The sequence below is a fragment of the Streptomyces sp. NPDC026538 genome (genome assembly GCF_055567535.1).
Window position 1 is genome coordinate 208,171 of the sequence record NZ_JBVHQG010000013.1, and the last position, 25,301, is coordinate 233,471.

The 25,301-nt window shown below is 72.7% G+C and carries 18 protein-coding genes; 7 read left to right on the top strand and 11 right to left on the bottom strand.

All coding sequences use genetic code 11. The features are described from left to right. Positions 1 to 75: 75 nt before the first annotated feature. Together ACZ4N4_RS39230 and ACZ4N4_RS39235 are read left to right on the top strand one after the other, a co-directional pair. Complete coding sequence (locus ACZ4N4_RS39230; protein ID WP_467598003.1) at positions 76 to 810, top strand: beta-phosphoglucomutase family hydrolase; 735 nt, start codon at positions 76 to 78, stop codon at positions 808 to 810. Next, positions 807 to 3,152 carry a glycoside hydrolase family 65 protein gene (locus tag ACZ4N4_RS39235; protein WP_467598005.1) on the top strand — a complete coding sequence of 782 codons (2,346 nt, stop codon included), beginning with the start codon at positions 807 to 809 and terminating at the stop codon, positions 3,150 to 3,152. The genes ACZ4N4_RS39230 and ACZ4N4_RS39235 overlap by 4 nt, the downstream gene beginning before the upstream one ends. A gap of 198 nt (positions 3,153 to 3,350) precedes the next feature. Here the strand turns inward: ACZ4N4_RS39235 and ACZ4N4_RS39240 are convergent, their stop codons facing one another. Further along, positions 3,351 to 4,244: a M56 family metallopeptidase gene (locus ACZ4N4_RS39240; RefSeq protein ID WP_453566847.1), complete on the bottom strand. Its 894-nt coding sequence runs from the start codon at positions 4,242 to 4,244 to the stop codon at positions 3,351 to 3,353. Further along, entirely contained in the window at positions 4,241 to 4,624 is a 384-nt protein-coding gene (locus tag ACZ4N4_RS39245; RefSeq protein WP_450756838.1) for a BlaI/MecI/CopY family transcriptional regulator, read from the bottom strand. Before ACZ4N4_RS39245 ends, ACZ4N4_RS39240 begins: the two co-directional genes overlap by 4 nt. Positions 4,625 to 4,770: 146 nt before the next feature. Here ACZ4N4_RS39245 and ACZ4N4_RS39250 point away from each other — a divergent pair, with 146 nt between their 5' ends. Continuing rightward, positions 4,771 to 5,718, top strand: coding sequence for a lysylphosphatidylglycerol synthase domain-containing protein (locus ACZ4N4_RS39250; protein ID WP_467598008.1), 948 nt, complete (start codon positions 4,771 to 4,773; stop codon positions 5,716 to 5,718). A gap of 47 nt (positions 5,719 to 5,765) precedes the next feature. Here ACZ4N4_RS39250 and ACZ4N4_RS39255 read toward each other — a convergent pair whose 3' ends face one another. Beyond that, the gene (locus tag ACZ4N4_RS39255) at positions 5,766 to 6,467 is read right to left on the bottom strand and encodes a phosphatase PAP2 family protein (RefSeq protein WP_467598011.1); all 702 of its coding nucleotides are present in this window, start codon (positions 6,465 to 6,467) and stop codon (positions 5,766 to 5,768) included. A gap of 240 nt (positions 6,468 to 6,707) precedes the next feature. Between ACZ4N4_RS39255 and efeU the strand changes: the two genes are divergently transcribed. The 3 genes from efeU (at position 6,708) to nicT (ending at position 11,513) form a co-directional block, all read left to right on the top strand. Further along, a complete protein-coding gene (efeU, locus tag ACZ4N4_RS39260) occupies positions 6,708 to 8,906 on the top strand; it encodes an iron uptake transporter permease EfeU (protein WP_467598014.1) in 2,199 nt (732 codons plus the stop codon). Between the two features lie 47 nt (positions 8,907 to 8,953). Beyond that, on the top strand, positions 8,954 to 10,213 hold the full coding sequence (gene efeB / locus ACZ4N4_RS39265; protein ID WP_467598017.1) for an iron uptake transporter deferrochelatase/peroxidase subunit: 1,260 nt from the start codon (positions 8,954 to 8,956) through the stop codon (positions 10,211 to 10,213). Positions 10,214 to 10,352: 139 nt separating this feature from the next. Further along, the gene (gene nicT / locus ACZ4N4_RS39270; protein WP_467598019.1) at positions 10,353 to 11,513 is read left to right on the top strand and encodes a Nickel transporter NicT; all 1,161 of its coding nucleotides are present in this window, start codon (positions 10,353 to 10,355) and stop codon (positions 11,511 to 11,513) included. A gap of 10 nt (positions 11,514 to 11,523) precedes the next feature. Here nicT and ACZ4N4_RS39275 read toward each other — a convergent pair whose 3' ends face one another. The 5 genes from ACZ4N4_RS39275 to ACZ4N4_RS39295 form a co-directional block, all read right to left on the bottom strand. Beyond that, positions 11,524 to 12,483 (bottom strand): hypothetical protein, encoded by a 960-nt coding sequence (locus ACZ4N4_RS39275; protein ID WP_467598022.1) that lies wholly within the window; start codon positions 12,481 to 12,483, stop codon positions 11,524 to 11,526. A gap of 11 nt (positions 12,484 to 12,494) precedes the next feature. Then, positions 12,495 to 13,967, bottom strand: a complete 1,473-nt coding sequence (locus ACZ4N4_RS39280) for an APC family permease (RefSeq protein ID WP_467598025.1) — start codon at positions 13,965 to 13,967, stop codon at positions 12,495 to 12,497. Between the two features lie 292 nt (positions 13,968 to 14,259). After that, positions 14,260 to 15,663, bottom strand: coding sequence for a Si-specific NAD(P)(+) transhydrogenase (gene sthA, locus ACZ4N4_RS39285; RefSeq protein WP_467598027.1), 1,404 nt, complete (start codon positions 15,661 to 15,663; stop codon positions 14,260 to 14,262). Positions 15,664 to 15,774: 111 nt separating this feature from the next. Beyond that, a complete protein-coding gene (locus ACZ4N4_RS39290) occupies positions 15,775 to 16,389 on the bottom strand; it encodes a nucleoside deaminase (protein WP_467598030.1) in 615 nt (204 codons plus the stop codon). A 2-nt stretch (positions 16,390 to 16,391) separates the two neighbouring features. Next, the gene (locus ACZ4N4_RS39295) at positions 16,392 to 16,598 is read right to left on the bottom strand and encodes a hypothetical protein (RefSeq protein ID WP_453381762.1); all 207 of its coding nucleotides are present in this window, start codon (positions 16,596 to 16,598) and stop codon (positions 16,392 to 16,394) included. A 170-nt stretch (positions 16,599 to 16,768) separates the two neighbouring features. Here ACZ4N4_RS39295 and ACZ4N4_RS39300 point away from each other — a divergent pair, with 170 nt between their 5' ends. Continuing rightward, positions 16,769 to 18,604 (top strand): glycoside hydrolase family 15 protein, encoded by a 1,836-nt coding sequence (locus ACZ4N4_RS39300; protein ID WP_453566829.1) that lies wholly within the window; start codon positions 16,769 to 16,771, stop codon positions 18,602 to 18,604. 3 nt (positions 18,605 to 18,607) lie between these two features. Here the strand turns inward: ACZ4N4_RS39300 and ACZ4N4_RS39305 are convergent, their stop codons facing one another. The 3 genes from ACZ4N4_RS39305 to ACZ4N4_RS39315 form a co-directional block, all read right to left on the bottom strand. After that, a complete protein-coding gene (locus tag ACZ4N4_RS39305) occupies positions 18,608 to 19,912 on the bottom strand; it encodes a hypothetical protein (protein WP_467598033.1) in 1,305 nt (434 codons plus the stop codon). Between the two features lie 67 nt (positions 19,913 to 19,979). After that, on the bottom strand, positions 19,980 to 22,616 hold the full coding sequence (locus ACZ4N4_RS39310) for a SpoIIE family protein phosphatase (RefSeq protein WP_467598177.1): 2,637 nt from the start codon (positions 22,614 to 22,616) through the stop codon (positions 19,980 to 19,982). 182 nt (positions 22,617 to 22,798) lie between these two features. Continuing rightward, complete coding sequence (locus ACZ4N4_RS39315) at positions 22,799 to 25,282, bottom strand: SpoIIE family protein phosphatase (protein ID WP_467598036.1); 2,484 nt, start codon at positions 25,280 to 25,282, stop codon at positions 22,799 to 22,801. Between the last annotated feature and the right edge of the window lie 19 nt (positions 25,283 to 25,301).

Here is a 25,301-nt window from a genome sequence, read left to right on the forward strand (position 1 = left end):
AAAAAGTGTGACACCGGGCCCGGGATGTGGTGTGTACCACCCCCTGGAAGCCGCCTGGTGGGGAAGATGCCGGACATGACAGCACTCGGTCTGCCCGACACCATCCAGGCCTGTCTCTTCGATCTCGACGGCGTCGTCACCAAGACGGCCGTCGTGCACGCGGCGGCCTGGAAGGAGACCTTCGACTCCTTCCTGCGCGGCCACGACGGCCAGCGGCCCTTCGACGCGGTCGCCGACTACGACGAGTACGTCGACGGACGTCCGCGCGCCGACGGGGTCCGCGCCTTCCTGGACTCCCGCGGCATCCACCTGCCCGAGGGCACCCCGGACGACCCGCCGGACGCCGACACCGTGCACGGCCTCGGCAACCGCAAGAACGAACTGCTCCTGGAGAAGATCCGCACCGACGGCGTCGAGGCCTACGACGGCACCCTGCGCTACCTGGAGGCGGTCCGCGCGCGGGGACTGCGCACGGCGATCGTCTCCTCCAGCGCCAACTGCCGTGACGTGCTGCGCTCGATCGGCGCCGAGCACTTCTTCGACGTCCGCATCGACGGGGTGGTGGCCGCCGAGCGCCATCTGCCCGGCAAGCCGCACCCGGACACCTTCCTGGCCGCCGCCCACGAGCTCGGCGTCGAGGCCGCCCACGCCGCCGTCTTCGAGGACGCCCTCGCCGGCATGGACGCGGGTCGCGCCGGCCGATTCGGGTACGTCGTCGGCGTGGACCGCGTCGGCCAGACGGACGCCCTGTACGCACACGGCGCGGACACCGTCGTGAAGGACCTCGCCGAGCTGGGAGGCAAGGAGTGATCACCCACCGGTCGTACGCCGTGGAGCCCTGGACGGTCCGCGAGACCGCCCTCAACCTCGACGTGCTCGCGCAGAGCGAGTCGGTGTTCGCGCTGTCCAACGGGCATGTCGGCTGGCGCGGCAACCTCGACGAGGGCGAACCGCACGGCCTGCCCGGCAGCTACCTCAACGGCGTGCACGAGGTACACCCGCTGCCGTACGCCGAGGCCGGCTACGGCTACCCCGAGTCCGGGCAGACCGTCATCAACGTCACCAACGGCAAGATCCTGCGGCTGCTCGTTGACGACGAGCCCTTCGACCTGCGTTACGGCCGGCTGGTCGCCCATGAGCGGGTCCTCGACCTGCGCCGGGGCGTGCTGGAGCGGACCTGCGAGTGGACCTCGCCCGCCGGTTCCACCGTGCGGGTGCGCTCGACCCGGCTGGTGTCTTTGACCCAGCGCGCGGTGGCCGCCGTCGCCTACGAGGTCGAGGCCGTCGACCGGCGCTGCCGGATCGTGATCCAGTCCGAGCTGGTCGCCAACGAGCAGCTGCCCGGCGCGAACGGCGACCCGCGCGCCGCGGTGGCCCTGGAGTCACCGCTGGAGCAGGAGGACGACTTCGCCTCCGGGCGCCGGCTGCGCCTGGTGCACCGCACCCGGCGCAGCGGCCTGCGGGTCGCGGTCGCCGCCGACCACACGGTCGCCGGTCCCGGGCGGACCACCACCGACGCCGAGAGCGACACCGACGTGGCCCGGCTGACCGTCACCTCCGTGCTGGAGCCGGGGGAGCGGCTGCGGGTGGAGAAGTTCGTCGCCCACGGCTGGTCCGGGGTGCGCTCGCTGCCCGCCATGGCCGACCAGGTGGACGCGGCCCTGGCGGCCGCCGCGCACGAGGGCTGGCAGGGGCTCGCCGACGACCAGCGCGACTACCTGGACGACTACTGGTCCCGCGCCGACGTGGAGGTGGACGGCGACGAGGAGGTCCAGCAGGCCGTCCGCTTCGCCCTCTTCCATGTGCTGCAGGCGGGGGCCCGCGCCGAACAGCGCGCGATACCCGCCAAGGGCCTGACCGGGTCCGGATACGACGGGCACGCCTTCTGGGACACCGAGATGTTCGTGCTGCCCGTCCTCACCCACACCGCCCCCGACGCCGTCGCCGAGGCGCTGCGCTGGCGCTACAACACCCTGCCCGCCGCCCGTGAACGCGCCACCCAACTAGGCCTGGACGGCGCCGCGTTCCCCTGGCGGACCATCGCCGGCTCGGAGGGTTCGGCGTACTGGCCGGCCGGCACCGCGGCCTTCCACGTCAACGCCGACGTGGCCGACGCGGTGGTCCGCTATGTCGCGTCCACCGGCGACACCGACTTCGAACGGGACACCGGCGTCGAGCTGCTGGTGGAGACCGCCCGGCTGTGGCGCTCGCTCGGCCACCACGACAGCCGCGGCGCCTTCCACATCGACGGCGTCACCGGCCCCGACGAGTACAGCGCGGTCGCCGACGACAACACCTACACCAACCTGATGGCCCGGGCGAACCTGCTGGCCGCCGCCGACGCGGTCGAACGCCACCCCCGGCAGGCGGCGCGGCTCGGTGTCGACGCGGAGGAGAGCGCCGCCTGGCGCGACGCCGCCGACTCCGTGCACGTCCCCTACAACCACGAACTGGGCGTCCACGAACAGCACGCCGGGTTCACCCGCTACCAGCGGTGGGACTTCGCCAACACCAGCCCCGAGCAGTACCCGCTGCTGCTGAACTTCCCCTACTTCGACCTCTACCGCAAACAGGTCGTCAAACAGGCCGACCTGGTCCTGGCGATGTACACCTGCGGGGCCTATTTCGACGAGGAGCACATCGCCCGCAACTTCGCCTACTACGAGCCGCTGACCGTGCGCGACTCCTCCCTGTCCGCCTGCTGCCAGGCCGTCGTCGCCGCCCAGGCCGGACATCTGACGCTGGCCCACGCCTACACGGCCGAGGCCGCGCTGATGGACCTCGACGACCTGGAGCACAACACGCGCGACGGACTGCACATCGCCTCCCTGGCCGGCACCTGGATGGCGCTGGTGGCCGGCTTCGGCGGGATGCGCCACTACGACGACGGCGCCCGGTTCGCGCCCCGGCTGCCGGAGCGGCTGCGCCGTCTCGCCTTCAATCTGCAACTGCGGGGCAGCAGGCTGCGCGTGGAGATCGGCGCCGACAAGGCGACCTACACCCTCCTCGACGGCCCGCCGCTCACCGTCCACCACCACGGGGAGCCGGTCACGGTCAGCACAGACAGCCCGGCGGTGCGGGCGGTGCCACCGGCCAGGCCGGGACCGACACCTGGCCAGCCCCCGCACCGGGCGCCGACTCGGCCTGCCTGAGCGGCAGCGCCCCGTCTCGGGGGCGCGGGGAAGTGTGCGACCGGCCACCACGCACCGGCACTCTGCGACGCGTCCGCACTCAATGGCGCTGTCCGAGAAGATGCGCGATCGGTCGTCCGCGCCGCCGTCGTGGCTGGTCGCGCAGTTCCTCCCCCGGCCTTCGGCCGGGGGTACGCCCAGCGCCCCCGAAGGGGCGCTTCACGTGAGCGCGTTGAAAAGCAGCCCCACCAGATCGCCCGTCGCGTCGGCCGCGAACAGTGCCGCCAGTGCACCCAGCACGAGCACGCCCGCCGCGGCCGGCCACAGGGAGGGCGGCGGGCTGGTCTGGAGCGCCGCGACCCGGCGGGTGACCGCGCGGTCCGTGAAGTTGAGGGCGCAGGACTGGCGGGCTCGGCCCGCGCTGAGGGCGGCGCGGGCCAGCGCCCGGGCGGTGGTCCCGCGGTCCCCGACCTCGGTCGCCGCCTGCTCGTCCGCCCACCGCTCCACCAGGAAGGTCACGGCCGCTCGGACCGGGCCGAGCAGCGGGTTGGCGGCCGCGGCCAGGGTCGCGGCCGTCACCATGAGGCCGTGCCGGTGGGTCAGATGGGCCCGTTCATGAGCCAGCAGCACCCGCCGCTCGGCCGGGGCCAGCGCGCTGAGCATCGCCGAGGTGACCAGGATCCGGCCCGGCCGGCCCGGGATCGCGAACGCCTGGGGCACCTCGCAGGCGGCCACGACCAGTTCGGTGTCCCCGGGATGCCCCGCGCACAGCCGTCGCAGCGCCCGCCGGGTCCGGCGCTCGGCGCGCACCGCCCGCTGTACCCGCCACACCACCACGGCCAGCGCGAGACAGGCGGCGAGGCCGATCACCTCGGGTACCGGGTCGGTCAGCGGGCGGCCGTCCTCGCGGGCCTCCCGGATCACCGGCGGGGCGTCGCCCAGCAGGGCGGTGGTCAGCAGCACCAGGGACCAGGTGGTCGCGGCGGCGGTCAGTGCGGCGGCGGCGGTGAGCACGCGCGCGGCCAGGGCCGGGGCCACCCGGCGGCCGATCAGCGGACTGACCGACGGCAGCAGCAGGGACACCAGCAGCGGGGTGTAGACGTCGAACCTCATGCGCCGCCCCCGGCGAACAGGTTGCGCAGCGCCCGCTCCTCCTCCGCGCTCAGCCCGGACACGAACTGCTGGAGGGCGGCGATCGGGTCGGGCCCCCGGTCCAGGGCCTCGTGCATGGCCTCGGCGGTCAGCTCGGCCGCGTTCTTCGCCGGCCGGTAGGCACCGCGCCGCCCGTCGGCGTCCCGCAGCACCAGCCCTTTGTCGTACAGCCGCTTGAGGATGGTGTGGACCGTGTTGTAGGCGAGTCCGCCGCCGATCTCGGACTGGATCTCGGCCGGGGTCAAGGGGTGTTCGGTCGCCCACAGGGCTGCCAGCACTTCGCTTTCCAGCTCTCCTGCGCTGCGCCGCTCCGCTCTGCCGCGGGACCCTGTGCCAGCCATGGCACAACCTTACAGCGCGTAGTGCCGACGTTCGTATGGACGTACCTGCGCTGCCTCCACCAGTAATTCTCATTAGTTTGTCAGTGTTTGTCCCTGAAGCCCAAAACGGTCCTGCGAGCTGTAGGGGAACAGGGGTGGGTGCCTCGATGGTCCCGAACGTGAACGCCACGCCCGTCACGGGCCGCCGAGGTGTCTACTGGCAGACCGGCCTCTGCCTCGCCCTGCTGGCAGGTGCGGGCTGGCTGCTCCGCCGGCACTGGCCGACCGTGGAGCACGGGGCGCTCCGGCTCGCCGTCGCCGACCAGGGCTGGATGCTCGTGGCGGCCCTGGCGGCGGTCGGGACCTGGGCGTCCTCGGCCCTCGCCCAGCAGGGCGCGGTCGTCCGCCGGCTGCCCGGCGGGCGCCTGGTCGCCGCGCAGTTCGCCGCCTCGGCCGCCAACCATCTGCTGCCCGCAGGACTCGGCGCGGGCGCGGTGAACCTGCGCTTCCTGATGCGCTGCGGCCTCCCGGCCGGCCGCGGCGCGTCGGCCCTGGCGGTCAAGGCCGCCGCCGGTGCCGTGGTCCGGCTGGTTCTGATCGCCGTCCTCGCCCCCGCCTGCCCGGGACTGCTGCGGATCCCGCACGTGTCCGTGGCCGCGATCCTCGCCGTGACCGCCGCGGCCGTCCTGCTCGCCGTCCTGGTCCGGGCCCGGGTGTGGGCCCGCTGCCGGGGTGCGGTGACCACCGTGGCCGCCGACCTCCGGGCCCTGCACACCCGCCCCGCCCGCGCCGCCGCGCTGTGGGGCGGCTCCCTGGCCTTCGCAGGGCTGCACGCCCTGGTCCTGATCGCCGTGACCCGGGCGGTCGAACTCTCGCTGTCCCCGGCCCGGGTGGCGCTGCTGTACCTCGCCGCAAGCGGCGCCGCCGCGCTCCTGCCCACGCCCGGCGGGCTCGGCTCGCTCGACGCGGCCCTCGCCCTCGCCCTGACGGCCTCCGGGACCCCGGCCGCCGCGGCCGCCTCCGCCGTGCTCGGCTACCGGCTGCTGACCATGTGGCTGCCGCTGCTGCCGGGCCTGCTGGTCCTCGGGCTGCTGGTCCGGCGCCGGGCACTGTGACCGGGAGGCCGGCACCAGGAGGGAGTCCGGCGGCGCGGACTCCGACGTCAACCGCCGCGCTTCCCGCCGGTCTCCGTCACCGGACTCTCCGGTACGTCGTCCGGGGCCGCCGGATCCGGCACCCAACGGACGGCCACGCACCAGCAGACCCCGAGCCAGCCGACCGCGAAGAGCCAGCCGCCGATCACGTCCGTGCACCAGTGCACGGCGAGGAACATCCGGGTGGTCCCGACGGCGAGTCCCCAGCAGGCGACGGCCACGCACCACGGTGTCCGGCCGCGTGGGGCCCGGATCCCCAGGGCCAGCACGACCAGACCGGCGGCCAGCGCGGACGTCGTGCTGTGGCCGGACGGGAACGACCAGCCGTAGGCGTGGGTGCGCCAGTACGCCTGCGGCGGCCGGGCCCGGGCGATCAGCTCCAGCACGCCGTACCGGGCCGCCTGGCCCAGGGCGAGGCAGGTCACGCAGAAAAGCACGGCGGCGATCCGCTGCCGCGGGGTGCGGCCCACGAGCAGCCCGGCCACCACGGCCAGGGCGTACGGCACGACCCCGGTGCCGGTCGCGGTGAGCCCCCGGGCCACGGCCACCGCCACCTCCGGGCGATGAGCGAGGGACCAGGCCAGCAGGGTGCGGTCCACCGCGAGCGGGGCGCCGTGGCGACCGGTCACGACCAGAGCCAGTACGGCGAACCCCGCCCAGGCGCCGAGCCCGATACTTCCCGCGAACTCCGCGGTCTTCTTGCGGTTCATGACCCCGGTGGCGGCCCTCTCCTGCGCGATGACTGTCTACTGGAATGTAGACGATTGGCGCTCTGCCGGCGTTCCCCATGGTGCGAGTCAGTGCCCCGTCGCGACCTTTGCCGCACCATTGCCGGTTCATGACTGATTGACTACACGGTTGTAGTCATCATGGTCGGCGGAAGTAAGGCATGCCTTCACTAAGTTCGAGCCGCATGGCGGGGACGGGCCTGCCGGGGAGGGCTGCGGCGGATGTGGGACGACGCGTTTCCGAGTTTCCTGATCGGGCTGAGGGAGGGCCTCGAGGCCGGCCTGATCGTCTCGATCCTCGTGGCCACGCTGGTGCGGGCCGGTGCCAAAAACCGGCTGCCTCAGGTCTGGACGGGTGTCCTGGCCGCGATCGCGCTGGCGCTGAGCTTCGGCGCGGTCCTCACCTTCACCGCCGCCTCGCTCTCCGCGACCGCGCAGGAGGCCTTCGGCGGGAGCCTCAGCGTGATCGCGGTCGCCTTCGTCACCGCGATGGTCTTCTGGATGCGCCGCTCGGCCCGCAGCCTCTCCGGCGAGATCAAGGAGAAGGTGACGGGCGCCCTGGCCATGGGCTCGGGAGTGCTGGTCGTCACCTCGTTCCTCGCCGTCGGCCGGGAGGGTCTGGAGACCGCGCTGTTCCTGTGGACCACCGCGCAGGCGGCCGGCGAGTCCGCGGGGCCGCTGACCGGCGCCGGGGTCGGCCTGGTGCTGGCGGCGGCCCTGTGCTGGGGGCTGTACCGCCGGGTCCTGAAGATCAACCTGACGAGGTTCTTCACCTACACCGGGGCCGTGCTGATCGTGATCGCGGCCGGCGTCCTCGGCTACGGGCTGCGGGACCTCCAGGAGGGCGGGGTCTTTCCGGGCCGGACGGCGTACGTCTTCGACCTGAGCGGCACCGTCGACGCCGGCTCCTGGTACAGCACGCTCCTCCAGGGCGTCCTCAACATCACCCCGGCCATGACCTGGCTCCAGGTGCTCGGGTACGCCGGCTACCTCGCCGTCGTCATGACGCTGTTCGTGCGCGGAGTGCGGGCCACGGCGCCGCGCCAGACCACCACCGAGCCCGGGGCACGGCCCGCCGCGGACAAGCGGGAGCCGGAACCGCAGTCGACGCCCGCCGCGGACAAGTCGCAACCGCCGTCGGCGCCTGCCGCGGACGAGCAGGAGCCGGAACCGCCGTCGGCGCCCGCCGCCGACAGCCCCGGACCGCGGTCGGCGCCCACGGCCGACGGCTCCCGCCCGCGCCCGGTCAGGAGGCCGCGTCGCCGGCCGGGCTGGGTGGTCCCCGTCGCCGTGGTCGCCGTCCCGGCCGTCGTCGCCGGACTCGTCGTCGCCTTCGCCCGGCCCAAATCCACGGGCGGTGAGACCGTTGCCGTCTCCGAGACCGGGTGCGGCAGGGGCTTCACAGTGCCCGAGCCCGGCCGACAGACCTTCCAGATGCGGAACACCGGCAGCAGGACCGCCGAGGTGTACCTGATCGATCCGAGCAGCAACGCCGTCTACGGCGAGGTCGAGGGCCTCGCCCCCGGCACCACCCGCGCCCTGGTCGCCACCGTCGCCGGCGGTACCTACGCCTGGCGCTGCGTCCCCTCCGGCGGCAGGGCCGTCACCTCCGCGTCGGTCACGGTCTCCGGCGGCGGCAGCGGCGCCCAGGCCGTCGTACCGGTCTCCGAACAGGACCTCGCGACACCCCTGAAGGCCTACAAGGCGTACGTCGGGCAGGGCCTTGCCACCCTCGTCGCCCAGACCCGCACGCTCGACGCCGACATCGCGGGCAACCACCTCGACAGGGCCCGGACCGACTGGCTGTCCGCCCATCTCACCTACGCCTCGCTCGGTGCCGCCTACGGGACCTTCGAGGACTACGACCAGAAGATCAACGGCCGCGCCGACGGGCTCGCCGGCGGGGTGGCCGACAAGGACTTCGCCGGGTTCCACCGGGTCGAGTACGGGCTCTGGCACGGGCAGTCGGCTGATCAGCTGAAGGCCCCCGCCCAGGCGCTCGCCGACGCGGCGGCCGGGCTGCAGAAGGCGTTCCCCGCCCAGGACTTCCATCCGGGCGACCTGCCGCTGCGCGCCCACGAGATCCTGGAGAACACCCTCCAGTTCGAGCTGACCGCGGACACCGACGAGGGCAGCGGCACCAACCTCGCCACCGCCGACGCCAACCTGGCCGGCACCCGCGAGCTGCTCACGGTGCTCAGGCCGCTGCTGACCACCCGCGCGCCCAGGCTGCTGCCGACCGTCGACGCCGGCATCGCCCGCCTGCAGATGCTCCTGGACGCCGAGCACCAGGGTCCGAGCTGGACCCCGGTCGAGCAGCTCGACACCGTCACCCGGCAGCGGATCAGCGGAGCCACCGGCCAGCTCCTCGAGGACCTCTCCCCGGTGCCGGACCTCCTGGAGATCAGGAAGTCCGCCTGATGAACCCCGCACCGCACCAGCACCCACACGACGAAGGGAACCCTCCGATGTCCGCTGCCGAGACCCCGTCCTGCCCGATGGGCGCGGGCCGCCGTTCCTTCGTGCGGACGGCACTGGGCGCCGGCGCCGCGGGCGCGGTCCTGGCCGGCGGCGGCTTCGCGCTCGGCCAGGCCGGCGGTACCGCGGAGGCCGCGACCGGCCCCGCCAGGGTCCCCTTCCACGGCACCCACCAGGCCGGCATCCTCACCCCCGCCCCGGCCGCCGCCACCTTCGTCTCCCTCGACGTCATCGCCGACACCCGGCAGGACCTCGCCGACCTGCTGAAAATGATCACCGAGCGGGCCCGCTTCCTCACCTCCGGCGGCACCCCGGCCGACCTCGGCGTGGGCGCGCCGCCGGCCGACAACGGCATCCTCGGCCCCGAGGTCCCCTCCGACGCGCTGACCGTCACCGTCGGCGTCGGCGCCTCCCTCTTCGACGACCGCTACGGCCTGGCGAAGGCCAGGCCGGCCCGGCTGACCCCGATGCGGACCTTCCCGAACGACAACCTCAAGCCCGCCGAGTGCCACGGCGATCTCTCACTGCAGATCTGCGCCGACAGCCAGGACACGGTGCTGCACGCGCTCCGCGACATCGCCAAGCACACCCGCGGTGCCATGCAGATCAAGTGGCGCGTGGACGGCTTCCAGAACGCCCCGCGCCCCACCGGCGCCCAGCGCAACCTGCTCGGCTTCAAGGACGGCATCGCCAACCCGGACGTGAACTCGGCCCGGGAGACCAGCCGGCTGATCTGGGTCGGCGGCGGCCAGGGCGAGCCCGCCTGGACGGCGGGCGGCAGTTACCAGGTGATCCGGATCATCCGGATGCTGGTCGAGTTCTGGGACCGGGTCTCGCTCAGCGAGCAGGAGCTGATGTTCGGCCGCCGCAAGGACACCGGCGCCCCGCTGGACGGCGCCAAGGAGACCGACGTCCCGCACTACGCCAAGGACCCGCAGGGCAACGCGATCCCGCTGGACGCCCATATCCGGCTCGCCAACCCGCGCACCGCCGGCACCGACAGCTCCCGGATCCTGCGCCGCGGGTACAACTACGACCGGGGTGTCGACGGCGTCGGCAACCTCGACATGGGCCTGGTCTTCTGCTGCTACCAGCAGGACGTCCGGCGCCAGTTCGAGGCCACCCAGACCCGGCTGATCGACGAGCCCCTCGTCGACTACATCTCCCCGACCGGCGGCGGCTACTTCTTCGCCCTGCCCGGCGTGCGGAACGGCAAGGACTGGCTGGGCAGCGGGCTGCTGGCCGCATGAGCGCCTTACCCTTCCTTTACCTTCTCATGGGAAAGGCCTGTCACCGGCTTTAGTGCGAGCGATTTGCAAGTACGGGAGGATGACATCTGGCTGCAGATCGCAGCTGCTCAACATGCTCGACCGAAGGATGCACCTCTCGATGACGGCCGCCCCTGGTTCCGCTCCGTCCCTCCCCGCCCAGGCCGAGACCAAGCGCTCGGCCTGGCACCGTCTCCGGGGCTCCATGACACGGCAGGAGTGGATCAGGGTCGGCGGAATGGCCGCCTTCGTGCTCGCCCTGCACGTCATCGGCTGGGGCACCCTGGTCGGGATCATCGCCCCGCAGCACTTCAGCGTCGGCACCGAATCGTTCGGCATAGGCATCGGCGTCACCGCCTACACCCTGGGCATGCGGCACGCCTTCGACGCCGACCACATCGCCGCGATCGACAACACCACCCGCAAGCTGATGGGCGAAGGCCGGCGCCCGCTGTCCGTCGGCTTCTGGTTCTCGCTCGGCCACTCCAGCATCGTCTTCGGCCTCGCCCTGCTGCTCTCGCTCGGCATGAAGACCCTGGCCGGTCCGGTCCAGGACGACAACTCGCACCTCCACGAGGTCACCGGCCTCATCGGTACGACGGTCTCCGGGACCTTCCTCTACCTCATCGCCGGCATCAACCTCGTCATCCTGGCCGGCATCTGGAAGGTCTTCCGGCAGATGCGCTCCGGCGCCTACGACGAGGCCGCCCTGGAGACGCAGCTCAACAACCGCGGCTTCATGAACCGCTTCCTCGGCCGGGTCACCGGCTCCATCCGCAAGCCCTGGCAGATGTACCCGCTGGGCCTGCTGTTCGGTCTCGGCTTCGACACCGCCACGGAGATCGCCCTGCTGGTGGTGGCCGGCTCCGGCGCCGCCTCCGGTCTGCCCTGGTACGCCATCCTGACCCTGCCGGTGCTCTTCGCGGCCGGGATGTCGCTGCTCGACACCATCGACGGCTCGTTCATGAACTTCGCCTACGAGTGGGCGTTCTCCAAGCCCGTCCGGAAGGTCTACTACAACCTCACCATCACCGGCCTGTCCGTCGCCGTCGCCCTCATCATCGGCACGGTGGAACTCCTCGGCCTCCTGGCCGACAAGCTGGACCTGCACGGCGCCTTCTGGGACTGGGTCTCCGGCCTCGACCTCAACACCGTGGGCTTCGTCATCGTCGGCCTGTTCTTCGCCACCTGGGCGATCGCCCTGCTGATCTGGAAGGCGGGCCGCATCGAGGAGAAGTGGACGACGGGCCTCGCCCGGCCCGCCGAGCAGACCGAGGCGTAGCCCGCCGCCGTCAGCCGCGGATCTTCAGGTCCGCCCGCCACTTGGCGATCTGCTTCTCCGCGTCACCGGTGTACGACCACGGGGTGCGGGTCACCCGCCGCCCCTGGATCCGCAGCAGGGCCGAGGCGATGTCCATGACCCCCGCCTGGCAGGCAGCGTGCGTGAGGTAGTTGAGGTCACGCAGTTCGCCGGGGGCGACGGGCTCCTCACCGCGCTGGGCGATCCAGCGCTCCCAGGTGCGCCGTACGTCGCTGACCGCGCCGTCGTGCTTCCAGTGCTGGCCGTGCCCCACCGAGGTCTGCTGGCCCCTCGCCTCGTCCAGGGCATAGCGGAACTCCTCGACGCGGGCGTACTGCACGAGGACCGGCAGTGCGCAGCCGGGCGGGGCGACCCCGGCGGCGTCCCGGGCGAAGTCGTACATCAGGCCGTGTGTGCCGTGCCAGCGCGCGGAGTAGTAGTGGAGCACCTGGAGATGGCCCTCCACGTTGTACGGGTCGCGCCGGTGCAACTCGTCCCACCAGCGCGCGAGTTCCTGCCGGCGCACGCCGGTCGGATACAGCCGTGCCACCGAGATCAGGGAGACCCAGGGGGTGGGGTCCTGCGGGTACGCCTCCGCGGCCGCCAGGCAGGCCAGTACGGCGGCGTCGATCCTGGACCGGTCGATCGGCGCGCCCCGGCCCGCCGAGATGGCCAGGGTGAAGGCCCGGGCCGTCTCGGTCGCCGCCCGCAGCGCCAGCGCGTCGGCGCCGTGCGGTTCCGCGGCCAGCCAGGACTCCGCCGTCGAACTGCCCGCGCAGGCCTGCGCGAGGAGACGCACCCGGTGCCCGCGGACCAGCCAGTCCGGGCCGGTGGCCCGCAGCAGGTCTCGCAGGCCCTGCCAGCGGCCGATGACGATGTCCTGACGGGCCGAGGTGAGGGCGGTGTCCCCGCAATCCGGGTCGAAGTCGGGGACGAAGCGGTCTCTCGCCATCGGGTACTACCTCAGAAATCCGTGGGGAGGCCTTCGTAAGCCTGGGCCTGTGCGGTGGCGTGGTCGTCGGGCACGTAGTCGGTCTCGACGGTGTGGGTGGCGTCCAGCTTGGCAGGCCGGTAGTAGTCGCTGCCCTGTTTCCAGTACCAGAGCATCGGGATCAGGCCGACGGCCAGACCGCCGACGCCCATGGCGATCGCCGCGCCGCTCAGCTCGCTCAGCGACTCGACGAAGATCCAGAACATGAACACCGCGCCGAGCAGCGGCCACAGCCCGCCGAGCAGGAAGTTGCCCGTGGACTTGAAGAGCATCTTGCGGTAGGCGACGACCACCGCGAGGCCCGCGAGACCGTAGTAGACGGCGATCTGGAGGCCGATCGCCGAGATGGCGTCGGAGAGGATCTCGCCCACCGAGTGCAGCGCGTTGGAGGCGATGAACATCATGAGCGCCACCGCGCCGACCACGGCGATCGCCACGTGGGGGGTGTTCCAGGTGCGGTGTACCTTGCCCAGCGCGGCCGGCATCGTGCGGTCGCGGCCCATCGCGAACAGCGAGCGGGTGACCTGGATGAGGGTCGTCTCCAGGGTGGCGATGGTGGACAGCATCACGGCGACGATCAGCAGCTTGCCGCCCCACCCCGGCGCGATCTCGTCGCCCAGCACGGCCAGCACGTTGGCGTCGTTGGCCGCGATCTGGTCGGAGGAGAGGATGACGTTCACGGCGATGGTGAACACCTCGAAAAGGGCGAAGACGATGCCCACCCCGATGAGGCCCGCGAGTCCGGTCGTACGGCGGGAGTTGCGGGTCTCCTCGCTGAGGTTGCTGGTGACGTCCCAGCCCCAGTAGTAGAAGGCGGCGATCAGTGCGCCGGAGGCGAAGCCGGAGACGCTGTCGAAGTGGCTGAAGCCGAGCCACGACCAGTGGAAGGCGCGGGCGTTGCCGGTGTGGAAGAGGGCGAGCACCGCGAACAGCAGCAGGATCGCCAGCTCGATGCCGGACATCAGCAGCTGGGCGCGGACCGTGAGCCGGGCGCCGCCGAGCACCACCGCCAGCATGACCAGGAACCAGGCGGCCCCGACCACCGTCGACAGCGCCACGTTGTCGGCGAGGCCCGAGTCGAACAGGGAGAGTGTCATCGAGCCGGCGGGCAGTGAGCCGGCCACCATGAAGATGGTGGCCGACACCACCAGCGCCCAGCCGCTGACGAAGCCGAGGAAGGGGTGCAGGGTGCGGCCCACCCAGGAGTAGCTGGCACCCGCGTTGACATCGATCCGGCCCAGGTAGCTGAAGGCCAGCGCGATGCCCAGCATGGGTATCGCGCACCACAGCAGCGCGGCCGGACTGGCCATCCCCACCGCACCCACCAGGACCGCGGTGGTCGCGGCCAGCGAGTACGCCGGTGCGCTGCCCGCTACGGCCATCACCACCGTGTCGAACGTGCCGAGGGCGTTGGCCTGCAGCCCTCTGCCCCTGTTGTTGCTCATGGTTGTGCCGCTTTCCGGTCGTGCAGGGCCCACGGGAGTGCAGGCCCGCGGTGGTACGGGGGGTGCACGACCCGCCTCGCAGCCGGTGAGGGTTGGCCTCGGGCAGGGGGCCGGTCGGAAGAGACAAAGGGGTGGTGAAGGCCGCATGCCGAGAGTCGGCGAACGGTCACACCGCGTGGGTGGGTGTGACTATAGCGGCACCCTTTGGCGTTTCAAGCTGACCGACCGGTAATCACATATGCCACTCGGGGTGGCCAACCCCCACACCGGAAGCAGTGGTTCCGTGAGCCCCTCAGTCCTCCAGCCGGTCGAGCTGTCGCAGCTTGTTGGTGGCGTCCAGGGCCGCGACCTTGTACGACTCCGCGAGCGTCGGGTAGTTGAAGACGGCGTCCACCAGGTAGTCGACCGTGCCGCCGCAGCCCATCACCGCCTGACCGATATGGATCAGTTCTGTCGCTCCGGTGCCGAAGCAGTGCACACCGAGCAGCCGCCGGTCGTCGGGGGAGACCAGGAGCTTGAGCATCCCGTGTGAGTCCCCGATGATCTGCCCCCGGGCCAGCTCCCGGTAGCGGGCCACGCCGACCTCGAACGGCACGCAGTCCTCGGTGAGTTGGTCCTCGGTCCGGCCGACGAAGCTGATCTCCGGGATGGTGTAGATCCCGATCGGCTGCAGGTTGTCCATCTGTCCGACCGGTTCCCCGAAGGCGTGGTAGGCGGCGACCCGGCCCTGTTCCATCGAGGTCGCGGCGAGCGCCGGGAAGCCGATGACGTCGCCGACGGCGTAGATGTGCGGCACCTCGGTGCGGAAGTGCTCGTCCACCTTGATCCGGCCCCGCCGGTCCGCGGACAGACCCGCCTTGTCCAGGTCGAGTCCGTCGGTCAGGCCCTGCCGGCCCGCCGAGTACATCACCGTGTCCGCCGGTATCTTCTTCCCGCTCTCCAGCACGGTCAGGGTGCCCCGGGCGTGCCGCTCGACGGCGGCGACCGTCTCGCCGAACCGGAAGGTGACGGCCAGGTCCCTGAGGTGGTACTTGAGCGACTCGACGACCTCGACGTCGCACATGTCGAGCATGGCCGCGCGCTTCTCGACCACCGTGACCTTGCTGCCGAGCGCGGCGAACATCGAGGCGTACTCCATGCCGATCACGCCGGCACCCACGATGACCATGGAGCGCGGCACCCGCTCCAGCGACAGCACGTTGTCCGAGTCCATGATGGTGCGGCCGTCGAACTCGACGCTGTCCGGGCGGGCCGGCCGGGTGCCGGTGGCGATGACGATGTGCTCCGCCGTCAGCAGCCTCTCGTCGCCGTTCGGTTCGCGCAGGGCGACGGTGTGCGGGTCGACGAACCGGCCGGTGCCGGAGCAGAGGGTGACGTGGTTGCGGGAGAGCTGGTTGCGGATGACGTCCACCTCGCGGCTGACCACGTGCTGGGTGCGCGCGGTCAGGTCGGCGACGGTGATGTCCTCCTTCAGCCGGTAGCTCTGGCCGTAGAGATCGCGCTGGGTGAGGCCGGTCAGGTAGAGGACCGCCTCGCGCAGGGTCTTGGAGGGGATGGTGCCGGTGTGGATGGAAACACCGCCGACCATCTCGGGGCTGTCGACCACGGCGACCCGGCGGCCCAGCTTGGCCGCGGCGATGGCGGCCTTCTGGCCGCCGGGTCCGGATCCGATGACGAGCATGTCGAAGTCTGGCACCTTGCGGAGTCTGTCAGCAGGCGCCCCCGCTTCGAAAGAGAGAACGGCCAACCTTCGCGTGAAATCCGGTACGGACCTGGGCCGTTGCGCATCCCGCGCCGCCCGGGCGGCTCACCGCGCCCCGCCCGCCCGGCCGCCGCGCAGGAGCTGGGCCCGTCGGAACAGCGCGTCCGTCGTCCCGGAGAGGACGCCTCCCAGCAGCCGGGGGGTGTAGAAGGACCTGGCCGCGTCGGCCACCGCCCGCGCCGGGAGGGCGATCTGGTCCAGCCCGGTCCGGCCGAGCCCGTCGATCGAGGTGCCCCAGACGACCTGCCCCACACCCGCCCAGGCGCAGGCGCTCATGCACATGGCACACGGTTCCCCGGTCGAGTACAGGGTGGTCGCGGCCCATCCGCGGTTGCCGACCCGGCGTACGTAGTCGGCCATGGCGAGCATCTCCCCGTGGTACGTCGGGTTCTCGGCCGAGGTGTTCACCCCGCGTCCAAGGACCCGGCCCGAGCCCACGAGTACCGCGCCGAAGGGGTAGCGCGGATTCCGGCGCGCTTCTTCGACCGCGGCCCTCATGAACCGCGCGTGGTCCTCGCTCCTGAACGGCGCGTGGTCCGCGCCGTCGCCGCCCGTGGACGTGGCGACGGCGGCGGGGACGGCCCGCGGTGGGAGTACGGCGGGCCCGGACGACACCACGCCCGCCGATCCGAGGAGGCCGAGAAGGCGGCGCCTGTCCAACGTCAGGGCAGGAGCCTCTCGACGCAGTTCGGCCCCTCACGCTCCATCTTCTTCCTGGCCCATTCCAGCGTGGCCGGGGTGACGTCCCGGCCCGAGGCCATCACCAGGTCTTCGGGCGCCACCCCGGTGCCGGGGGCGCTGTGCAGCAGGGAGTCCGGGGTGGCGCGGTCGTCGGACGACCGGGACGCTTCGGGTTCTGAGGTCGACATGGTCTCTCCTTCGCGGAGCGGGGTGCACACTCTCACGATTGCCCGGCCGGCCGCACCCCGCATCCGGAGCGGCCCGGGGCCCTTCCGGCACCGGGTACCCGATGCCGGAAGGAAATTATCCCCTTTTGGATGTAATGTGCCCATACATCCGTTCCGGGGAGGCCGCCGCGATGATCGAACAGCGGTTCTTTCAGAATGCGCCCGGTAGCCCCCGCTACCTGACGATCGCCGAGCACGGGCTGATCGGCGATCTGCGCACCGTGGCCCTGGTCGGCAGCGACGGCACCATCGACTGGTACTGCTGCCCGTCCTTCGACGCCCCGAGCGTCTTCGCGGCCGTGCTGGACGCCGAGCGCGGCGGCCACTTCGCGCTGGCCCCGGCCGTACCGGCCCGCACCAAGCAGTTCTACTTCCCCGACACCAACGTGCTGATCACCCGGTTCTTCACCGACGACGGCGTCGGCGAGGTCCAGGACTTCATGCCCGTCACCGGCGAGTCCGGGGACAGCGAGCGGCACCGGCTCATCCGCCGGGTGATCTGCGTGCGCGGCACCGTGCCCTTCCGGGTCCGGGTCGCCCCCCGCTTCAACTACGGCGCCGACGCGCACACCCTGCGTCTGGTCGACGGCACCGCCCTGTTCGAGTCCGAGACGTTGTCCCTGGCGCTCACCGCCACGGTGGTCATGGAGAGCGACGGAGCGGACGCCCACGCCGACTTCAAACTCGGCGAGGGCGAGTCCGCGGTCTTCGCCCTCGACCAGGCCGGCGAGCACATCGCGCCGCGCGGCTGCGCGCATATGGAGGCCGAACGGCAGTTCGAGGCCACCGTCCGCTACTGGCGGCGCTGGCTGTCCCGGTCCCGCTACCGGGGCCGCTGGCGCGAGATGGTGCACCGCTCCGCACTCACCCTGAAGCTGCTCACCTACGCGCCCACCGGCGCCATCGTGGCCGCGCCCACCACCAGCCTCCCCGAGCAGTTCGGCGGCGAGCGCAACTGGGACTACCGCTACGTCTGGGTCCGGGACGCCGCCTTCGCCGTCTACGCCCTGCTGCGGCTCGGCTTCACCGGCGAGGCCGAGGCCTTCATGAAGTTCCTCACCACCTGCATCACCCCCGGCGACGGCGCCGCCTCGGGGCCGCTGCAGATCATGTACGGCATCGACGGCCGCACCGACCTGCCCGAGCGTGAGCTCACGCATCTGGAGGGCCACTGCGGATCCGCCCCGGTGCGCGTCGGCAACGCCGCGGCCGACCAGCTCCAGCTGGACATCTACGGCGCCCTCATCGACTCGATCTACCTCTACGACAAGTGGGCCCAGCCCATCTCCAGCGGCCAGTGGGACGACGTCACCCGGCTCGTCGCCTGGGTCTGCGACCACTGGGACCAGCCCGACGAGGGCGTCTGGGAGACCCGGGGCGGCCGCAAGAACTTCCTCTACTCGCGCCTGATGTGCTGGGTCGCCATCGAGCGGGCGATCCGGCTGGCCCGCCGGCGCGGCCTGCCCGCCGACCTGGCCCACTGGCTGAGCGCCAGGGACGCCATCTACCGGCGGATCATGGAGCGCGGCTGGTCCGAGCGGCGCCACGCCTTCGTCCAGTACGAGGGCGGGGACGTCCTGGACGCCTCACTCCTCATGATGCCGCTGGCCAAGTTCATCGCGCCGACCGACCCCAAGTGGCTCTCCACCCTGGACGCCCTCGGCGAGGACCTGGTCTCCGACTCCCTCGTCTACCGCTACGACCCGCAGGCCAGCCCCGACGGCCTGCGCGGCGACGAGGGCACGTTCTCCATCTGCTCCTTCTGGTACGTGGAGGCCCTGGTGCGCGCCGGACGCGTGGACGAGGCCCGGCTCGCCTTCGAGAAGATGCTCACCTACGCCAATCATCTCGGGCTGTACGCCGAGGAGATCGGCCGCACCGGAGAGCAACAGGGCAACTTCCCGCAGGCGTTCACCCATCTCTCGCTGATCAGCGCGGCCTTCAACCTGGACCGGGCGCTCGGCTGACGGTCACGCGAAGCGTGAACTGCGCACCGGTCCCGAAGAGTTGACGCGGGCCCGGTCGCCGGTGAGCCAGCTGTCCCGGACGGACTCCGCGAACGCGGCGAACGCCTCGTCCGGGTCGGCGGGCCCCTCGCCGTCGCCCTCGTCAGGAGTCGCGTCGGCCCGGGTGATCTCGGCGGCCAGCTCCTCCTCGGGCCGCTCGTCGGCCGCCTCCCGCTCCGCCTCGCCGTTCTCGCCGACCCGCAGCCGCTCGCCCCACGGGGCCACCACCGACTGGTGCAGCAGACCGATGCTGTCGGCGGTGACGGCCGGGGTGTCGGTCCAGCAGCTCGCGTGCTCGTGCAGCACCTGGCCCGGCGCGCGCCCGAAGAGGGAGCCGATGATCTCCGGGCCCGACGGGTGCCCGGCCAGCTCGTCGAGGTCGTACGCCACGACGACGGTGTCCTGGCGGTCCGGCTCGAACGGCACGGCCGGCAGGTCCAGCACCTCGGCGGCGGCCAGCCCCAGGATCCGCGAGCCGCGGTCGGGCAGCAGGGACACCGAACGCGGGCTCGTCCGCGTCGTGGACAGCAGGAGCGCCAGCCGCCGCAGGGCGCGCAGGCACATCTCCGGGCTGTCCTGGAGCCAGGCGTACCGGCCCGCCATGCCCGCGGCGAAGCCGAACGGGGAGAGCGTGCCCAGCACCTGGCCGCCGATCACGTACTGCCAGTCACGCAGCCCCGACGGCTCGCCGAGGGCGGCGGCCCGCTCCAGCATCCGGGTCTGGCGCTCCCGGGTGGGCAGCCACTGGGCGTCCTCCGGCTCGGGCAGCAGCGCGTGCTGACGGCGGGCCATCTCGAGGTCGCCCGCCATGAGCGCGTTGTACACCAGCAGATACCGGTCCGGCCAGTCGGCGAAGTCGCCCTCGTGCCGGGCCAGTTCGGTCATCGCCTCCTGGTGGCGCTCCTCCCGCTCGTACGCCGACACCAGCTCCCGCAGGACCATCAGCGAACCCGGGTTGTGGCTCAGCACCGTGCGCAGCGGCGGGATCGCCAGGAAGGACAGGCCACGTTCGACACACGCGTACCCGAAGTCGAAGAGGTTCTTGGCATGATCGGGCCGGGCGGCGAGCGCGGCGGCGGCCTGTCCGAGGTCGTCGAAGCCCGCCGCCTCGGCGGCCCGCTCGACCACGAGGGCCACCTCGACGACCGGGGCGTCCTCCCCGGCGGCCCGCAACTGGCGTACCGCTCCGGGCAGATCCCCGGAGTCCAGGCACTCCCAGGCCTTGACGAGTTCGGCGGACTTGGGGCGACGGCTGCGGCGCGAGAACATACCGGGGATCATCACCCGAGGGGTGACGTGTCCTCAACACAATTGTGCGAGGCACCCCCTCGGGGCCTCAGGGCAGCGGCTGTTCCGCCCAGATGACCTTGCCGGCGGGGGTGTACCGGGTGCCCCAGCGCTCGGCCATCTGCGCGACCAGGAACAGCCCCCGGCCGCCCTCGTCGGTGCTCGCCGCGTACCGCAGGTGCGGCGAGGTGGTGCTGGCGTCGGAGACCTCGCAGATCAGCGTCCGGTCGCAGAGCAGCCGAACCCCGATGGGCGGGCGGCCGTGGCGGATGGCGTTGGTGACCAGTTCGCTGAGGATCAGTTCGGTGGTGAACGACAGCTCGTCCAGGTCCCAGTCCGCGAGCTGACGGGTGACCTTGGCCCGCACCTCGGAGACGGCCGCCGGGTCGGCCGGCACCTGCCACTCGGCGACCTGGTCCGCGCCGAGGGCCCGGGTGCGGGCCACGATCAGCGCCACGTCGTCGCTGGGGCGGGCCGGCAACCGCTCCAGGACCGCCGCACAGGTCTCCTCGGGGGTGCCGCCGGCCGCCGACTCCAGGGCACCCGCGAGCAGTTCGAGACCCTCGTCGATGTCCCGCTGCCGGTCCTCGACCAGCCCGTCGGTGTACAGGACCAGGCTGCTGCCCTCGGGCAGCTCGAGGTCCGCCGTCTCGAAGGGCAGTCCGCCCACCCCCAGCGGCGGGCCGGCCGGCACGTCCGGGAACCGCACACTGCCGTCGGGCCCGAGCAGCGCCGGCGGCGGGTGACCGGCCCGGGCCACCGTGCAGCGCCGGGAGACCGGGTCGTAGATCGCGTAGAGGCAGGTGGCCCCCGTGACCGGGGCCGTGTTGTCCGCGGGGGTCTCGTCCTGGTCGATGCGGCTCACCAACTCGTCCAGCAGGCTCAGCAGCTCGTCGGGGGTCAGATCCAGTGCCGCGAAGTTGTGCACGGCCGTGCGCAGCCGCCCCATGGTCGCCGCCGCGTGCAGCCCGTGCCCCACGACGTCCCCGACCACCAGCGCCACCCGGGCCCCGGACAGTGGCAGGACGTCGAACCAGTCGCCGCCCACGCCCGCCTGCGCCGGCAGATAGCGGTAGGCGATGTCCAGGGCGCTCTGCTCGGGCAGCCTGCGCGGCAGCAGACTGCGCTGGAGGGCCACCGCCATGCTGTGCTCGCGCGTGTAGCGGCGGGCGTTGTCGATGGAGACGGCGGCCCGGGCCACCAGCTCCTCCGCGAGGGCCAGCTCCTCCGTGTCGAACGGTGCGAGCTTCTCCGAACGGCAGAAGTTGGCCACCCCCAGCACCAGGTTCCCGGCCCGCAGCGGCACCGTGATCAGCGAGTGGATGCCGAAGTCCAGGATCCGGCCGGTGAGCTCCACGTCCTGGGCCCGCCAGCCGGGCGCGTCGCGCAGCCGCGGCTCGACGACGGAGTCGCCGGTCTCCAGACAGCGGGCCTGCGGCGAGGACGGCACGAACCGGATCCGCTCGCCGACCCGGTAGAGCGGGACGTCCTTCTGGAGGCCGGTGAACGCCACCCGGCGCAGCGCGTCCCCGGGCTTGGGCTCCTCGCCCTTGAGGACCGCGTCGTACAGGTCGATGGCGGCGTAGTCCGCGAACCGGGGCACGGCCAGCTCCGCCAGTTCCTCGGCCGTCCGGGTGACGTCCAGGCTGGTGCCGATGCCCACCCCGGCGTCGTACAGCATGTTCAGGCGCTCGCGGGCCACCTCGGCACGCCCGGACAGGGCGCGCAGCTCGGTGGAGTCGCGCAGGGTGATGACACTGCCGGGCGGGCCGCCGCGCACCTCGATGGGGCGCTGGTTGACGGCCAGCAGCCGGTCCTTGACCAGGTGCACCTCGTCGGTGGCCATCCGTCCCGAGGCGATCAGCTCCGCGGTGTCGCTGTCCAGACCGAGGTCCCGCACCTTGCGGCGCTCGGCGTCCGGGGGCAGGTCCAGCAGGCGCTGTGCCTCGTCGTTGGCGAGCATCAGCCGGCCGTCGCCGCCGACGATCAGCACCCCCTCCCGCACGGAGTGCAGCACCGCGTCGTGGTGCTCGTACATGCGGGTCATCTCGTGCGGGCCGAGGCCGTGCGTCTGACGCCTCAGACGTCGGCTGACCAGTGCCGTGCCCGCCGTCGCCAGGGCCAGCGCGGCGGCGGCCGAGGCCAGCAGCAGCGGCAGTTGCTGGTCGGCGGCGCCGCCCACGTGCGCGGTGGTGATGCCGGCCGACACCAGCCCCACCACCTTGCCGTCGGCGTCCCTGACCGGGACCACGGCCTGCACCAGCTCCCCGATGGTGCCGTGGACCTCCTCGGTGACGGTCTGGCCAGCCAGCGCGGGCCCGATGTTCCCGACGAACTTCTTCCCGATGCGGTCCGGTTTCGGGTGTGTGTAGCGGATCCCCTCGGTGTTCATGACGACGATGAAGTCCACGCCGGTCGCCTTGCGGGCCGCCTCGGCCTTCGGCTGGAGCACGGAGGTCGGATCCGGCAGCCGCAGCGCGGCGGCGGTGCCGGGCGCGTTGGCGAAGGACTGGGCGACGGCCACGGACCGGTTGCGGGCCTCCATACTGCTGTCGTGCCGCACCTGGAGGACCTGTTCCACCACCGCCATCACGACCAGCAGCAGCACGATCACCACCTGCAGCATGAACACCTGTCCGGCCACGCTGCGACCGTTGCGCGCCGACCACCACCGCCCGGAACGCATATGCCCCGGCCGGGTCGCCGTCCGCTCCCGCTCCGCGAGCGGCGCGTGCGCAGCCTCGGAAGGAGGCGGCCGGGTCTCGGACCGGCCGGACAGACGGACCATGAGCCCATGTCTACACTGCCCGGCCCGGCGAGGCGAGAGGGTCTCCGGAGGCAAGCGGCCCGAGGTCCCGTCGTGCCGGGTCATAGGCGGTCTCCGGACGCCCGGCGGCGGGTGGCGAGGAGCAGCGCCACGTCGTCGGGCCGGTCGGTGGCGTGCCGGGCCGTGGCGGTGAGCCGGTCGGCCACCCCGGCCAGCGAACGGCCGCCGCGCCGGCCCGGTGCCGCCCCGGCCTTCGCCAGGGCCAGCCGCAGCGCCGTGATGCCGTCGTCGATGTCCTCGCCCGGCCGCTCCACCAGCCCGTCCGTGTACAGGGCGAGGATCGCGTCCGGCTCCAGCTCCAGCTCGGTCACCGGGTAGCGGGCCCGCGGGTCCACGCCGAGCACCACTCCGCCGGCGATCTCCAGGACGCTGGTGCGGCCGTCCGGGGCGCGCAGCAGGGGCTGCGGATGACCCGCCCGGGCGACCCGGGCCCGTCCGGTGGCGGGGTCCAGGCGCACATAGCAGCAGCTGGCGAACTGGCCCGGGTCGAGGTCGATGAGCAGATGGTTGGTGCCGCTCAGCACCTCGTCGGGCGGCCGGTCGCCGAGCGCGAACGCCCGTACCGCGCTGCGCAGCTGGCCCATGGTGGCCGCCGCCTGCACCCCGTGTCCCTGGACGTCCCCGATGACCAGGGCCAGTCCGTCGCCGGCCTCGACCACGTCGTACCAGTCCCCGCCCACGTCCATGCCCTGGGTGCCCGGCAGATACCGGCCCGCGGTCTCCACCCCCGGGTGGGCCGACAGCCGGCGGGGCAGCAGCGCCTGCTGGAGTCCGCGGGCGAGGGCGGCCTCGCTGTCGTAGCGCTGGGCCTTCTCCAGCGCGTGCGCGATCAGGCCCGCGAGCGCCGTGAGGACGGTGCGCTCCTCGGTCGTGAAGCCGCGCTCGACGTCGAAGCCGAGGATGCAGGAGCCGACCGGGCGACCGGAGGCGATCAGCGGCAGGAAGGCGCGGGCGCCGACGTCGGCGTCCAGGGCGAGGCCCGGGTAGGTGTCCCCCAGCTGCCGCATCGACTCGAAGAACAGCGGTCTGCCGGTGGTGAGGGTCTCGACGCCGGGGATGCGGGCGTCGAGACCGACCCCGTCGAACGGGTCGAGGAAGCCAGGCGGGAAGCCGTACTCCCAGGCCAGGTAGAGATGCCGGCCCTGGAGGAGGTAGATGGCCAGCCGGCGGCCGCCGAAGGCCGGGAGCAGCTCCTGCATCACCACCGCCGACACCTGGCGTGCGGTCACCGCGTCGGTCAGCGCGATGGCCAGGGCGATCGGCCGGTACACCGGGGCCGTCGGACCGCCCGCCGCACCCGGCTGCGGCGGGTTCGGCAGGTGTACGGCCGGGTCGATCCGGTTGGTGGGGACGACCGTGCCGGTGACGACGTCGGGGCCGGGGTGCAGGGACAGGGCGAGCCAGTCGCCCTCGCCGGTGTCCCCGTGGCGGACCTGGAAGTGCACCGGGTCGCGGGCGAGCAGCGCACCGCGCCAGTGGTCGTCGTACGGCGCTCCGCCCAGCCACGGCATGGCCTCCCACACGGGCCGGCCGAGCAGCTCGGCGGCCGGCCGGCCGGTCAGGCGGGCGGCTGCCGGGTTGACGTAGCGCAGCAGCCCCGCGCGGTCCAGGCAGAACACCCCCTGGGGGAGCAGATCGGCCACCCCGTCGGCGAACCCGGTCGGGCCCGGGTCGACGACGACCCCGGAGACCAGGGTCGGGTCCGGGGCGCCGGGCGGCGGCCACAGTCCCAGCAGGCGCGGGGCGCCGTCCGCGGCCCGCACCCGCAGCGGGCACTCCGGCGGGCGGCCGGCCGCGGTCTCGCGCAGCGCGGTCAGCACCCGGTGGGCTTCGGTGGGCGTCACGGCCGCCGCCAGCTCGGCGCCGGTGGTGGGGAAGTCCTTCGGCGCCACGCCGAGCAGGGCGTGCAGCCGGTCGTCCGCGCACACCTCGGAGGTGGCCGGGTCCCAGGTGAAACGCCCGGCGCGGGCCGTCCCCGGACGCGTCGCGGGCGGCCGTACGCACACCGGCTCGCCCTCCCAGGCGACCGCCGCGTCGCCCTCCTCGGCCACCAGCGCGCGCAGCCCGGCGCCGAGGTCCTCGGCCAGCCGGCCCAGGTGGTCCAGGCCGGGCAGCTCGTCCTCGGCGTCCGGGACCGCCGGACGCAGCACGGTGAGCACTCCGAAGGACGGCACCGCCCCGGGCACGGGCGCGTACACCGATCCGAACTGGAACGGCAGCCCGGCCGCGAACTGGGGGTAGCGGCGCACCATCTCGGCGGCGTTGGGCAGCACCACCCGCACCCCCAGCCGGTAGGCGTCCGCGACCGGGAACGGCCGGTCCACGTGCAGCCGCCACCAGGGCCGGAACAGCGAGCCGGGCAGCCCCACCAGGGTCGCGAGCCGCAGCAGCCCGGGGGCGCCGGCGCGCAGGTACACCCCGGCGACGTGGCCGCCGACCGCGTCCAGGGCGCCGGTCGAGGCGTCGACCAGCAGTGCGGTCAGCCGTTCACGCGCCCGGCCCAGGTGCTCGCCGCTCCCAGTCATCCGGTCCTACCTCGTCCGT